The organism is Hymenobacter frigidus (genome assembly GCF_014640435.1).
In the GTDB taxonomy this organism is placed as follows: Bacteria; Bacteroidota; Bacteroidia; order Cytophagales; family Hymenobacteraceae; genus Hymenobacter; species Hymenobacter frigidus.
On record NZ_BMGY01000047.1, the window covers coordinates 16283 to 29901 of the forward strand.

15 protein-coding genes are annotated in these 13619 nt (G+C 61.4%); 8 read left to right on the forward strand and 7 right to left on the reverse strand.

All coding sequences use genetic code 11. The annotated features are described in order from the left end of the window. Nucleotides 1-98: 98 nt before the first annotated feature. The 4 genes from IEW17_RS17580 to glyA form a co-directional block, all read right to left on the reverse strand. Entirely contained in the window at nt 99-2039 is a 1941-nt protein-coding gene (locus tag IEW17_RS17580) for an ATP-binding protein (RefSeq protein ID WP_188563368.1), read from the reverse strand. Between the two features lie 125 nt (nt 2040-2164). Then, nucleotides 2165-2593, reverse strand: a complete 429-nt coding sequence (rpiB, locus tag IEW17_RS17585) for a ribose 5-phosphate isomerase B (protein ID WP_188563369.1) — start codon at nt 2591-2593, stop codon at nt 2165-2167. A 77-nt stretch (nt 2594-2670) separates the two neighbouring features. Further along, nucleotides 2671-3501, reverse strand: coding sequence for a twin-arginine translocase subunit TatC (gene tatC / locus IEW17_RS17590; protein WP_188563370.1), 831 nt, complete (start codon nt 3499-3501; stop codon nt 2671-2673). A 209-nt stretch (nt 3502-3710) separates the two neighbouring features. Next, nucleotides 3711-5003 (reverse strand): serine hydroxymethyltransferase, encoded by a 1293-nt coding sequence (gene glyA, locus IEW17_RS17595; protein ID WP_188563371.1) that lies wholly within the window; start codon nt 5001-5003, stop codon nt 3711-3713. Between the two features lie 145 nt (nt 5004-5148). Here glyA and IEW17_RS17600 point away from each other — a divergent pair, with 145 nt between their 5' ends. Beyond that, nucleotides 5149-5670 (forward strand): RNA polymerase sigma factor, encoded by a 522-nt coding sequence (locus IEW17_RS17600; RefSeq protein WP_188563372.1) that lies wholly within the window; start codon nt 5149-5151, stop codon nt 5668-5670. Nucleotides 5671-6018: 348 nt separating this feature from the next. Beyond that, nucleotides 6019-6813: an anti-sigma factor gene (locus IEW17_RS17605; RefSeq protein WP_188563373.1), complete on the forward strand. Its 795-nt coding sequence runs from the start codon at nt 6019-6021 to the stop codon at nt 6811-6813. Nucleotides 6814-7059: 246 nt separating this feature from the next. Here the strand turns inward: IEW17_RS17605 and IEW17_RS17610 are convergent, their stop codons facing one another. The 3 genes from IEW17_RS17610 to IEW17_RS17620 form a co-directional block, all read right to left on the reverse strand. Next, nucleotides 7060-7758, reverse strand: coding sequence for a metallophosphoesterase family protein (locus tag IEW17_RS17610; protein WP_188563374.1), 699 nt, complete (start codon nt 7756-7758; stop codon nt 7060-7062). A gap of 74 nt (nt 7759-7832) precedes the next feature. After that, a complete protein-coding gene (locus IEW17_RS17615; protein ID WP_188563375.1) occupies nt 7833-8048 on the reverse strand; it encodes a hypothetical protein in 216 nt (71 codons plus the stop codon). A gap of 46 nt (nt 8049-8094) precedes the next feature. Continuing rightward, a complete protein-coding gene (locus IEW17_RS17620) occupies nt 8095-8598 on the reverse strand; it encodes a hypothetical protein (protein WP_188563376.1) in 504 nt (167 codons plus the stop codon). A 131-nt stretch (nt 8599-8729) separates the two neighbouring features. Between IEW17_RS17620 and IEW17_RS17625 the strand changes: the two genes are divergently transcribed. From IEW17_RS17625 to IEW17_RS17650, 6 genes are all read left to right on the forward strand, one after another. After that, the gene (locus IEW17_RS17625) at nt 8730-8984 is read left to right on the forward strand and encodes a 4a-hydroxytetrahydrobiopterin dehydratase (RefSeq protein WP_188563377.1); all 255 of its coding nucleotides are present in this window, start codon (nt 8730-8732) and stop codon (nt 8982-8984) included. A 78-nt stretch (nt 8985-9062) separates the two neighbouring features. After that, on the forward strand, nt 9063-9833 hold the full coding sequence (gene rsmI / locus IEW17_RS17630) for a 16S rRNA (cytidine(1402)-2'-O)-methyltransferase (protein WP_188563378.1): 771 nt from the start codon (nt 9063-9065) through the stop codon (nt 9831-9833). Then, nucleotides 9727-11541 (forward strand): apolipoprotein N-acyltransferase, encoded by a 1815-nt coding sequence (gene lnt, locus IEW17_RS17635; RefSeq protein WP_229749099.1) that lies wholly within the window; start codon nt 9727-9729, stop codon nt 11539-11541. The genes rsmI and lnt overlap by 107 nt, the downstream gene beginning before the upstream one ends. Nucleotides 11542-11586: 45 nt before the next feature. Then, nucleotides 11587-12390 carry an inositol monophosphatase family protein gene (locus IEW17_RS17640; RefSeq protein ID WP_188563379.1) on the forward strand — a complete coding sequence of 268 codons (804 nt, stop codon included), beginning with the start codon at nt 11587-11589 and terminating at the stop codon, nt 12388-12390. Nucleotides 12391-12554: 164 nt separating this feature from the next. Further along, nucleotides 12555-12773 (forward strand): hypothetical protein, encoded by a 219-nt coding sequence (locus IEW17_RS17645; RefSeq protein ID WP_188563380.1) that lies wholly within the window; start codon nt 12555-12557, stop codon nt 12771-12773. Nucleotides 12774-12905: 132 nt separating this feature from the next. Then, nucleotides 12906-13247 (forward strand): hypothetical protein, encoded by a 342-nt coding sequence (locus IEW17_RS17650; protein WP_188563381.1) that lies wholly within the window; start codon nt 12906-12908, stop codon nt 13245-13247. Nucleotides 13248-13619 lie beyond the last annotated feature (372 nt).

Consider the following 13619-nt stretch of genomic DNA (forward strand, 5'->3'; position numbering starts at 1 on the left):
CCAGTACTGCGCAGTGCTGGGGATTTTCACATTGTCAGGCTAGTCGCTGAGAACAGGACGGATTGGTTCGTCCTTCGTCCTCGCAATGACAGCCCCCGCTACTTTGCGGCGGGCAGGCTCACCGTCACGTTGGTGCCGGCCCCGGGGCGGCTCTGGATAACCAGCGTGCCGCCGTGCCGGTGCACAAAGGCGCGGCACAAAGCCAGGCCCAGCCCCAGGCCTTTGGCCCGCGGCGTGGCCTCGGGCTCGGGCAGGGCGGGGCCGCTCATAAGGGCGGCGATGGTGCCCGGCTGCATGCCCGGTCCGGTATCGGTGCAGCTGAGCAGCACCATCTGCGGGTCGGCAGGGTCGGGGGCGGCTTCAAGGTGCACATGGCCGCCGGTGGGCATGAATTTGAGCGCGTTGCCCACCAGGTTGCGCAAAATGGTGCGGGCCATGTTGCGGTCGGCCATTAGGCGCAGGCCCGTGGGCGCGGCCATAGTGATATGCTGCCAGCTGGCGGCGGCCGTGGTTTGGTACAAGGCCTGGCACTCGGCAAACAGCTCCGATACCAACAGCGGCGCGGGGCGGCAATCCAACTCCCCGGTCTGGCTCACGGCCCAGTTGAGCACGTTATCAAGCAGATGGTTGAGGCTTTCGGAGGCCTGACGCACCAGGGCGGGCAGGCGGGCCAGGCCCACTTGGTCATTTTGGGCAATGTAGGAATCAATCAGGCTGGTAACGCCGGCAAAGGCCGTGACCGGGCCGCGCAGGTCGTGGGCCACAATGGCGTAGAGCCTGTCTTTGGACGCGGCCACGCCGCGCAGCTCAACAGAGGCTTTTTCCAAGGCTTGGTTGTTGGCGGCCAGCGCGGTACGGCTGCGGCGCAGGTTGCGGTGCAGGTACACCGCCACCAACAGGCAGATGGCCAGCACCGCCACCGTGCCCCCCAGCACCTGGCTGTGCCACACCTGCTCTTCGTTCTGGGCCGTGAGCTGGCGCAGGCGGCGGGCGCGCTCCTGGGTTTCGTAGCTGACCTGCGAGGCGGCCAGCGTCCGGAAGGTTTCCCGGTTGTTGAGGGTGTCGTTCAGCTCCACATAGTGCTTGTTCCACTCGTAAGCCTGGCGGTAGTCGCTGCGCTCGGCAGCCTCGGCGGCCAGAATACTGTAGCTATCCAGCACCCGCTCGAGATAGCCGCTTTGGCGGGCCAGGTGCAGGGCCTCCCGCGCGGCGACATCGGCCCGTGCGGGGTCGTCGTTCTGAATGTAGTACATGGCAAACATCACCAGCTGGTCGGCCTGGTTGCGCACGGCATGCTGGCGACGGCTAATGGCCAAGGCTTGGGTCAGGAGGCGCTTCACGCGGGACAGTTGCCCGGTTTGCAGCTGGTAGGTAGCCAGGCTGGAAAGATAGGTAGCCTCGGCCGTCGAGTCACTGCTGCGCCGGGCCAGGGCCAGGGCCAGCGAGTCGAAGTGCATGGCCTGCGGGTACTGCTTCCGGAAATAATACAGGCTACCCACATTGCCCAGCAGCTTCATGCGGGTGCGGGGCGTCACCGCCGATTGCGAAACCACGCGCAAGGCCTGGCGGTAGTGCTGCCACGCCGTGGCCGAATCGCCCCGCTCGTGGTAAATGCTGCCCTGCGCCGTGTAAGTGCGGGCCAAAGCATCGGAGTTGTTTTCGGCGCGGGCCAACTGCTGGGCTTCGGACAGCAGCGAAAGGGCCTCCGGACCATTGGATAAGTTGGCGTAGCAGCTGGCCAGGGTGAGCAGGCTGCGGAGCAAGCCGGGGGCCCGCTCATCGGCGGGCAGCGTGCGCGCCAAGGCCACGGCCACCCCGCCGTAGCGCAGGGCGCGGGCGGGCTGCTCATTGTGCAGCTCGTAGCACAAGGTGGTGAGCAGGCGCAGGCGGGTCGTATCGGGCAGCCGGGTAGCCAGCTTCTGGCGCAACACCTCCACGCTGGTAGCCGATGGCTGCCGGGCCGCAGCCGGACCCGCAAGCATCAGCCACGTTCCCAGCGTTATCAGCTGCATCAGCAAAAATCCGGGCCGCGTTATCATAGGCTACATAGTGCTAGCCAAAGATAAGCACAACCCGCCCACATTCACGCTTTAATGCTATTTTATGGATAGCATCCTACAAAAGTAGCCCACGCCCTACTGCCAGAATATCAGCGCAATCAGGCTTAGCAGTTTATTTTGGATACCCGCTGCTGATGCCGGCCACCTTCAAAATCAGTTTGGAGGAAAACCGATACAATTTCCTGCGCTTGTTCATTGCTGATGTAGCGGGCCGGCAGGCACAGTACGTTGGCGTTGTTGTGCTGCCGGGCCAGCCCGGCCAGCTCGGGCAGCCAGGCAATGGCGGCCCGCACGCCCGCGTGCTTATTAGCCGTGATGCACACGCCATTGGCCGAGCCACAGAGGAGTAAACCCAGGTCAAAATTCCCATTGGCCACGGCTTCGGAGAGCGGGTGAGCTACGTCGGGGTAGTCCATCGAATCGGCGGAGTGAGTGCCGAAATCCTTGATTTCATGGCCCTGCTCCCCCAGCCAGGCGCGAATCATTTCCTTCTGGGCGAAGCCGGCGTGGTCGGAGCCAAGGGCAATTTTCATAAGATTGGGAATTAAGCGGTTTTTTTCAAACAGAAAGTGCCGCTGTGCCAAGCGGGTTCCATAATGGTGTGCGCATTCTACGACTGCGCGGCGTCGCGCTCAGCCTGGCGGGCCAGCTTGGCGTTGAGGCGGACGGTATCGCCGCGCCGCACCACGCGGGCAATGTGAATACTGAGCTCGTAGAGCAACAGAATGGGGATGGTAACGATAATCTGAGCCGAAATATCGGGCGGGGTGATGACGGCGGCGAGAATCAGAATGACCACAATGGCGTGCTTGCGGTACACCTGCATGATTTCGGGCGACACAATACCCGCTTTGGCCAGGAAGAACACAATCATGGGCAGCTCAAACACGAAGGCGCACGACACGCTCATGGTAGTGAGCGTGCTCAGGTAGCTCTGCATGTCAATCTGGTTTTCGATGCTGGCATCGACCACGTAGCCGGCCAGGAAGTTGATGCTGAGCGGAGCGGCGATGTAGTAGCCAAACAGCAAGCCCAGGATAAAGAGCACCGATACGAAGAATACGGCCCCCTGCGAGTTCTGCCGCTCGTGCGGGTACAGACCGGGCTTCACGAAGCGCCAGATTTCCCAGAACAGATACGGAAACGCCAGCAGGATGCCCACGATAAACGAGGTGCTGATGTGCATGGTGAGCTGCCCGCTCATTTCACGGTTCTGAATCACGAAGCCCACATCGTTGATGCACAGGTCGGGCGCATGCACCAACTGACCAAATTTGCAAAACATGCGGTAGGTCCAGAAATCGGGGCGCGAGGGGCCCAGAATCAGGTCGTGAAACAGAAATTCTTTGGCGAAAAACGCCCCGGTGGCAAACACGACCACCGAGATAGCCGCCCGGATGATGTGCCAGCGCAACGCCTCCAGGTGGTCGATAAAGGACATTTCGTGCGGTTCGCCCGATGGTTTGATTGGTTGCGGTTGCACGGATGAGTGACTGAAGGAGGTGACTGAGTGAATATTGTCTGTCATCCTGAGCACAGCGAAGGACCTTATCACGCGAACAGCAGTCGACTCACTGCAAACCGTTCGGCGGTAATAAGGTCCTTCGCTGTGCTCAGGATGACAGACTATTCCATTCTATACGTAAAAATCTACGCGAAAAGTGGGTAGTCCTGCAGCCAGGTATTCACGCGCTGGCGTACCTGCCCGATGCGGGTATCGTTGTCGTGGTGGGTCAGGGTTTCGTCAATCAGCTCCACGATGCGGCCCATGTCCGACTCGCCCAGGCCGCGGGTAGTTACGGCCGCCGAGCCGATGCGGATGCCGCTGGTCACGAAGGGCGATTTGTCGTCGAAGGGCACCATGTTTTTGTTGATGGTGATGTCGGCGCGCACCAGTGTGTTCTCGGCCAGCTTGCCACTGAGGCCCTTCGAGCGCAGGTCAATCAGCATGAGGTGGTTGTCGGTACCACCCGAGATGATGTTGTAGCCCAGGCCCATGAAGCCCTGAGCCAGCGCCTGCGCGTTGCGCGCCACCTGCTGGGTGTAGGTTTTGAAGTCGTCGGTCAGCGCTTCGCCGAAGGCCACGGCTTTGGCGGCGATGACGTGCTCCAGCGGCCCGCCCTGGGTACCGGGGAACACGCCCGAGTCGAGCAGGGCCGACATGGGCCGGATTTCACCTTTCGGGGTTTTCAGGCCGAAGGGATTGTCGAAATCCTTGCCCAGCATGATGAGGCCACCGCGGGGGCCGCGCAGGGTTTTGTGCGTGGTGGTGGTCACAATGTCGCAGTAATCGAACGGCGAATTCAGCAAACCCGTGGCGATGAGGCCGCTGGGGTGCGAAATGTCGGCCAGGAGCAGGGCGCCCACTTCGTCGGCGGCGGCGCGCAGGGCGGCGTAGTCCCAGTCGCGGGAGTAGGCCGAGGCCCCGCAGATAATCATTTTGGGACGCTCGCGGCGGGCAATATCCTTGATTTTGCTCCAGTCGATGAGGCCGGTTTCGCGCTCCACGCCATAAAAGCTGGGCTGGTAGAGCTTGCCCGAGAAGTTTACGGCCGAGCCGTGGGTGAGGTGGCCGCCGTGGCTGAGGTCGAAGCCCAGAATTTTATCGCCGGGCTGCAGGCAGGCCAGAAATACGGCGGCATTAGCCTGCGCGCCGGAGTGGGGCTGCACGTTGGCCCAGGCCACGCCGAACAGCTCCTTTACGCGGTCGATGGCCAGCTGCTCCACCTGGTCCACTATTTCGCAGCCGCCGTAGTAGCGCTTGCCGGGTAGGCCCTCGGCGTACTTGTTGGTGAGCACGGAGCCTTGGGCGGCCATCACCTGTTCCGACGCGTAGTTTTCGGAGGCGATGAGTTCCAGACCGTGGGTTTGGCGGGTTTTCTCTTGGTCAATGAGGTCGAAAACGGCGGTGTCGAGAAGGCGAGCGGGAGCGGCGGTTTGCATGGACGTAAAGGTAAGGACGGATGGGGGGATGGGGAATGGATAAAAGAACGACCAATTCCTCTCCTTGGAGAAGGAGGGGAGTTCTCGTTCTCTCAACCCATTCCCCGTTTCCGTTGTTACTTGCCACGGCCTTTGCCAACCTGCTATGTCTGCGCCCCTCGCCGAAACTCTTACTCAACTGCGCGTCGGCAATCAGAAATTTCTGATTGACTTCTACCAACGCAGCCGGCACCTGTTTGCCCGCTGGGCCCAGCGCAAGCACCGGCTCTCGGCCCCGCAGGCCCACGAGCTGCTGCAGGATACCCTGCTCGATTTATACGACCAAGTGGTGGATGGCCGCCTGACCCTGATGCCCACCGACCTGCGCGCTCACCTCTACGGCATGGCCCAGCAGCGGCTAGCGGCCCACGTGCCCGCCCACCAGCCCCTGCCCGCGGCCGAGACCAGCCGCCGCCAGCACCTGCTGGCCCAGTTCAGCCAGCTCGGCACCGATTGCCAGCAGGTGCTCACCTACTTCTACTTCCGCGGCTACAACTTTGATAAAATGGGCGCCAAAATGGGCTTTCCCAACGCCACGGTGGCCCGCCGCCAGAAAAGCACCTGCCTGCGCAAGCTCCACGAGCTGATGCGCGCCGGCCACGAGCCGATAACCGGCTCAGTTGTATAGTGGACCGTCATGCTGAGCTAGTAGAACGTCATGCTGAGCTTGTCGAAGCATCTCTACTGCGCAACTATACTCATCACGAAATGAAATGCGAGAACGAGGTAGAGACGCAATAGTTGGCGTCTCCTCGTTTGCTCCGCTGCCCTCCGATTGAACGGCTCGCGCTGGCACAGTTGGGCGATTTCGTTCAACGAGGAGACTCCAAACTATTGCGTCTCTACGTCCGCCTGATTTTCGCACACCAGTTCGCGACGGGTATAACTCATCCGATTGAAGTACTATTACGGTAGAGATGCTTCGGCTACGCTCAGCATGACCGGTCTTTTCTATTCCCCTTACTGCCCTCCCTGCATGGACTTGCGCCCCAACTTTGATGAGCTCGAACGCTTTGCCGACGGCCAAATGGATACCGCCGAGCAGGAGGCTTTTGAGTTGCGGCTAGAGCAAGATGAAGCCCTGGCCGACTCCCACGCCGCCTACGAGCAGCTGACCGCCGACCTGCGCTGGGCCGCCGGCCACGACACCCTGCGCCTGCGCCTGCAAGCCCTGGACGAGCGTATGAACCAGCGCGGCACCGCCCTGGCCCGCGCCCAGACCTTGGTGCGCCGTCGGCAGCGGCGCGGGGCCGTGTGGGGCACGGTGGGCGGGCTGCTGCTGCTGGCCGCCGGCGTGGCGGCCTGGTACTTTGGCCGCCCCAGCCCGGCCCGGCCCGCCCGCGACTGGCAGGCCTATTACCAGTCCGACCCCGGCCCCGCCGTGACGCCCGCCCTGCTGCACAGCCGCCCCCTCTTCGCCGAAGCCCTCGACCAGTACCAGGCGGGGCACTACCCGGCCGCCTTGCACTCGCTGGGCCGGGTATCGCCGGCCAAGGTGGGGGCCGATACCCTGCTCTACCTGCGCGGCCTCATCCTGCTGCGCCAGAACCAGGGCGATGCCGCCCAACTCTACCTGCGCCGCGTGGGCGACGAAAACGGCCCCGGCGAGCTGGCCCGTCGGGCTCGCTACCACCTCGGCATGGCCTACTGGCAAGCCCAAAAGCTGGCCCCCGCCCTCAGCACCCTGCGCGCCGTCGCCGCCGACTCGCTCAACCCCTACCGGGCCATCGCCCAGCGCGCTGTAGCCGCCGGGGTACTGGAGGTACGGTAGCGCCGGGTGGGACCACTCCGGTAGTTGCGTGAAAGCCTGGTAAGCAGCTGTCATCCTGAGCTTGCGAAGGACCTTCTTACGCACACAGTAGTTGAGTTACTGCAAACCGTTCAGCGGTGGGAAGGTCCTTCGCAAGCTCAGGATGACAGATGATATTAGGTTACCAAGCAGCACAAAGAAAACTTGGGTAACGACAAGTGCTTAAATCAAGCAAAGGGCTTTTTAGCAACCAGGAATCGGGTAACGTCAGCGCTTGCCGATGGAATAAGCAGGTTCGCGATTGGGCACCAGCGTAAGCTGCCAGGTATCGAGGTCTAGAGCAGCCAGGTGGGCGAGTTCGGGGTTGTGCCGATATACGCAGCCCGTATCGAGGCCTAACGCGCCAGGCTGAGTAGCAGTCTTAACTCGCAGCTGGGCAGTGGCGATGGGCACATGGCCGTGCAACAGTCGCTTACCCCCCAAACGGGAAGGGTCGAAGGTAAATTTTTTGGTGTTAAGCATGGTATCATAATCCTGCCGCATGGCTGCGGCAGGCAGGGCAAAATTGTAGCCCGCGTGCACCAGCACCACATCGGGCAGTTCGATTTCGTAGGGTAGGGCCGCCACCCAATCAAGGTAATGGTCGGGAATATGCGCTAAGCGGGCCACGCCGAAGCTGCGCAGCGTGGGCAGGCGGCCACGGGGCCCCAGCCAGTCCCAGCGCCAGCGGTGACGCGCACCATCCAGCAGGGCTTGGTCGTGGTTGCCGCGCAGGCACCGCACCCGGTAGCCGGTGGCCTGCAGCTGCATAATGTAGTCGAGCACGCCACGGCTGTCGGGGCCCTTGTTCACGTAATCGCCCAGGAGGTAGAGCTCGTCGTCACGGGTGAGACGCAGCTCCTCCTCTACCAAGTAGCGAAATGTATGCAGGCAGCCGTGCAGGTCGGTAGTGGCGTAGCGGCTCACGGGAACAGGGTTGGCAATAAGACAAAATGAGCCCTGCCTGGTTGCTTCGGTTTGGCTAGAAGACCAGCCGGGACTTAGTGGCCGCCACCGTAGGCGGGTTTGTCCAAATCCGCTTTATCGTGGCCGCGGTTGGGGTGGCGCTGGCCGGCGTCCAGGGCGTCCTGTTCGAGCTGGTCCTCGGTTTGCTCGTCGGTATCGCTTACGGGCAGGGCGTCGGCTTTAGGCGTGCCTTCGAGGCTGCGCTTATCGGGCTGCTCGCCGGTTTTCTGGTCGTTGTGATGCGTAGCCATAGCGGGAAGGGGTGAAAAGTGGGAGAAAGGAAAAACGGGCAACAACCTATTGGTCGATGGCCGTATCGGTGGCGTTGGGGTCGGTGAGTTCGGCGTTGGTGTCGGTGCCCGTGATGGGCCGCAGGGGGCGGGGCTCCATCTGGCCCATGCCCACGCGCGAGTTGGGGTTGCGCATCTCGTCGATGCCGGGGCGGTAGTCGTGGGCATCCAACTCATCTACGGGGCGGCCACTGGGTAGCATGGTATCGGTGTATTCGTCGAGGGGCGGCAGGTCCTGGTTGGCACGGTCGGGGCGTCCTTCATCGGTCGAGCGCATGTTGTCGGCGGGCGGGCTCATGTTGTCGGCCGTTTCGTTCACGCCCACGGCCGTTGCGCCGCCCGAGGTGTCGGAGCCGAAACCTTCCTTGCCGTCACGGTTGCCGAAGCCCCCGCGGGCTGCTTCGTTCTTGGGCGGGTCGGCGTTGGGAATGTGGTGGCCGGCTTCCATTTCTTCGTTGCTGGTGTCGTCGTTGATGACACGGATGGGACGGTTGTTCGGGTCGATGGCCATGGAGTTTGTAAGAAAGTGGTGATGCGGGAGTTTGAGTCGGGTCGAAAAAGGTGTACTTTGGATTTCGCATTTGGGTTGTACCTCCTCAACAAGGAAGCCCATCCATACCCTCATTAAACACAGCAAAATTCATGTGGACTGAAACCGACAATAGCCTCCGCCTTAGCCTGCGCTTCGCCGACTTCAAAGCGGCCTTCGCCTTCCTTACCGACGTGGCCGCCGAAGCCGAGCGCCTCGACCACCACCCGTGGTTTAGCAACGAATACAACACCGTGGAATTCCGCCTCCGCAGCCACGATGCCGGCAATACCGTGACCGCCCTTGACCACCGACTAGCCGAGGCAATTGATGCAGCGGCCAAGAAGCACGGCGGGGTAGAAGCATAGCAGAACACGCGCCCCTCCTTATCCAAGGAGGGGCGCGTGTCGTTCTTGCGCACCCCGCCCAGCCCGTACCTTTGCCCCATGCCCAACACGGTTCTGTACCTCGTGCCCACGCCAATCGGCAATCTGGAAGATATTACGCTGCGGGCCATCCGCATTCTGGGCGAAGTGGGCACCGTGCTCTGCGAAGACACCCGCACCAGCGGCCGCCTCATGCAGCACTTGGGTATCAAAAAGCCGCTCCTCTCCTACCACCTGCACAACGAGCACCAGCAAGTGCCCCGCCTGCTGGAGCGCCTGGAAAAAGGCGAAATCATGGCCCTGATTTCAGATGCCGGCACGCCCGGCATTTCCGACCCCGGCTTCCTGCTGGTGCGCGAGTGCCTGGCCAAGGGCCTGGGCGTGGAGTGCCTGCCCGGGGCCACGGCCTTCGTACCGGCCCTGCTCAAGTCGGGCTTCGGGGCAGAGCGGTTCACGTTTGAGGGGTTTTTGCCGGTGAAGAAGGGCCGGCAGACGCGCCTGCAACAGCTGGCCACCGAAACCCGGACCATGATTTTCTACGAGTCGCCGCACCGCATCGTGAAAACGCTGGGGCAGTTGGCCGAGGTGCTGGGGCCGACGCGCCCGGCCTCGGTGAGCCGCGAATTGACCAAATTATTTGAAGAAACCGTGACCGGTACGCTGGCCAGCCTGGAAGCTGACTTCGCGGCCCGAACCACCATCAAAGGAGAAATTGTCGTTGTCGTTGAAGGAAACCTCACCCCGCCCGCCCGCGAGCCCCGCCCCGGCCGCGAAGACCGATACCGCCGCCACGCCGATGACGACGACGATGATTCCGACCGCGAAGACTAGCCTGTGGCAACGCCCGGCGGTATTGGCCGTGCTGGGCGCGCTGCTGCTTTGGGGCGGCTGGGCCCCGTGGCCCACGGCCTGGCTGGCCCCGCTGCTGTTCATCGGCTGGGTGCCCTACCTGCTCATGGAGCGGCAGCTCACGCTGGCCGGCGCGCGCAAAGGCCGGGTATTTGCCAGCACCTACCTGTTTCTGGTCCTCTGGAACGCCCTCACCACCTGGTGGGTAAGCTACGCCGAACTCACGGCCGGCATCGCCGCCGTGGTACTTAATGCCCTGCTCATGTGCCTGCCGCTCATGGCCTTCCGCCAGACCAAAAAGCGGCTGGGCAACCGCTGGGGGTATCTATCATTACCGATTTACTGGATTGCCTTCGAGCAGCTGCACCTGCACTGGGACATTACCTGGCCCTGGCTCACGCTGGGCAACGGTTTTGCCGCCGCGCCGCAGTGGGTACAGTGGTACGAATACACTGGCTTCCTGGGCGGCTCGGTGTGGGTGTGGACGGTGAATCTGCTGTTTTTCCAGGCCCTGCTGAAGCGACTGCCAAACCTGATGTATCGGGCCCAACCAGCCAACAACTTGGCGGAAACCGCGGCCGCCGCTGCTCATGTCATCGATGAGTCTGCTTTTGAGTGGCAGCCGTCGTTCCGAACGCCTGTTTTCTTTATTCTTCTGCCCATTGCCGCTTCGTATCTGATAAGCGCGGCTTACCAGGAAAAAGGCCCCACGGCCGAAGTGGTAGCAGTGCAGCCGAACTTCGACCCCTACGTGGAGAAGTTTGAAGGCGGTGCGAAGTTTGTGCCCTACGATGAGCAGCTGACGCGCCTGCTCAGCCTTTCAGCGCAGCAGCTCACGCCCCAGACGCGACTGGTAATCTGGCCCGAAACGGCGCTGGAGGAAGCTTATTGGGAAAACACGATTGAAAGCAACCCCAAAATCCGGCGCATCCGCGAGTGGCTGACGCGGCATCCCGGCGTGGCGCTGCTCACGGGCATCACCACCATCGGCTCCTATCCGAACAAGGAAGCAGCCAGCGAAACGGCCCGCTACCGCGACGACCTCGGCTACTACGACATCTTCAATACCGGCGCGTATTTCGCCGCGCCCACCGCGCCCATTGCCTTCTACCACAAGTCGCGCCTAGTGCCCGGCGTGGAAAAAGTGCCGCCCATCCTAGTGTCCATCGTTTCGCACATCGACCTGGGCGGCACCGTGGGCAGCGTGGGCAGCCAGGCCGAGCGCACCGTGTACGCCGCCCCCGCCAACGCTCCGGCCCTGCGCGTGGCCCCGGTCATCTGCTACGAGTCCATCTACGGTGATTTCCTCTCCGAATACGCCCGCAACGGGGCCACGCTGCTGGCTCTTTTTACCAACGATGCCTGGTGGCACGACTCGCCCGGCTATCGACAGCTGCTGAGCTACGGCCAGCTGCGCTGCATCGAAACCCGCCGCGACCTGGCCCGCTCCGCCAACACTGGCTTCACCGGCTTCATCAACCAAAGAGGCGAAATCACGCGGCGTGAGCCGGCCTGGATTCCAACTGCCAGCCGCGCCACCGTACACCTGAACGATGAGGTGACCTTTTATGCCCGCTATGGTGAGCTGATTGGACGCGGGGCGCAGCTGCTGGCGGTGTTGCTATTGGGGTTTGCTATTGTAAGGGGCTGGCAAGATAAGCGGCGGCGTACCACCAGCCACATGGCGTAGAGCCGCAAAATCTTGCGGCTCTACGCCATTCCATTATTCCAAATTATGCCTACCAACTTCACCCAACTCTCCCACGACCTCGCGGCCCTGTGCCGCACCACCGCCGCGTTCATTCGCCAGGAAGCTGCCACTTTCGACCGAGCCAAGGTGGAGCACAAGGGCCTGCACGACCTGGTGAGCTACGTGGACCAGGAAACCGAGCGACGCCTAGTAGCCGGCCTGCGCCAACTGTTGCCCGAGGCCGGCTTTATCACCGAAGAAGGCACGGCCGGCCCTGATTCCCACACCGAGGAATTTACCTGGATAATAGACCCGCTCGACGGCACTACCAACTTCGTACACGGCCTGCCGGTGTACTCCATCAGCGTGGCCCTGATGCAGCACAGGGAGCTGGTGGTGGGCGTGGTGCACGAGGTGAACCGCGACGAAAGCTTCCGGGCCGTGCGCGGCGGCGGCGCGTTTTGCAACGACCAGCCCATCCACGTCACCGGCGTACCCAAGCTGGATGGTGCCCTCATCGCCACCGGTTTTCCCTACAAGGAGTTCGAGCAGATGCCTGACTACCTGCAAATCCTGGGCACCTTCATGAGCAGCTGCCACGGCCTGCGCCGCATGGGCTCGGCCGCGGTCGACCTGGCCTACGTGGCCGCCGGCCGCTTCGAAGGCTACTTCGAATTCAACATAAACTCCTATGATGTGGCGGCGGGCGTTTTGCTGGTGCGCGAAGCCGGCGGCCACGTCACCCAGTTTCTGAAGGATGGCGACCCGCTGTTTGGGCGCGAAGTGTTGGCTAGCAACGGACTATTGCACGCCGAAATGCAAGCTATAATTGGGAAGTTCTGGAAATAAAGAGCGTCATACTGAGTGGAATCGAAGCATCTCTACCGCTTCGTTGCATACGATTGGATTGGTACTGTGGTAGAGATACTTCGGCTCCGTTCAGCATGACCGTCTTATCGCACACCTGACCACACTTTCGCAAACTATTCTTTTCCGCCCGCAGTTAACGCTTCATGCTCCTTGCCCTTACCTCCGTTGAAATTCAGTATTTTCTGATTGGCGTGTTATTCGTGGCAGCGGCGTTCTACGTGGGCCGCATCTTCTACCGCGCTTTTTTCAGCAAGACGGCGGCCGGTTGCGCCAAAGGCTGCGGCGGGGCCTGTGGTCAGATTGACATTGACCAACTGCAACGCACCATTGAGGCGCGTGAGGCGCGCACGCTAGCCAAATAATTCCATCCGCAGCGCATTTTTATCCGGTTTCGCATAACCTGCCCCCGCCCCGGCTCCGTATAGCCGGAAGCGGGGGCAGGTGGCGTTAGCGCCAATCCAACCCGCGCCTCCATTTCCAAAATACCCACCGCCATGCAGGACAAAGAACCAGAGCAGTCGCTCGTACAGGTCGAAAACAGGCTGAACAAGGATGGTTACACCCAGGACTTCAACGTCGTGGACGGTCGTCTGCTAACCATTGGCAACGATTCGAATAAGAGCTACGCGGCCGACGAAGTAACCATCGTGGACTTCTACCGCTTCGAGGGCGAAAGCAACCCCGACGACACGTCCATTCTTTACGTCATTGAAGCCAACGACGGCGTGAAAGGCACGATTTCGACGGCCTACGGCGTGTATGCCGATACCGAAACAGACGACTACCTCAAACAAGTAGAAGACCTCGGCAAAAACCTGGACAAAGGACACAAGTAGTCGATAATGATAATTGAAGCTGTTTAGAAGCTGTTTGAGTTAGCTAAAATCATTCTGAAACGGTCATGCTGAGCTTGTCGAAGCATCTCTACCGCTTCGCTTGAGCCGGTGCAACGAAGCGGTAGAGATGCTTCGACAAGCTCAGCATGACCGTTTTATTAACCCAAACAGCTTCTTAGTAATTTATCAGTCGGTCATGCCGAGCGCAGCCGAGGCATCTCGCTCGGGCCGTACGAGCCGTTCAACGAAGCGAGCGAGATGCCTCGGCTGCGCTCGGCATGACGGTCACCTAGTTTTTTTGAATTCCTAAGTAGCCACGCATAAGTAACGGTGAATAATTGCGTGGTATTTTTGGCCTATGTTAGCTCCTTT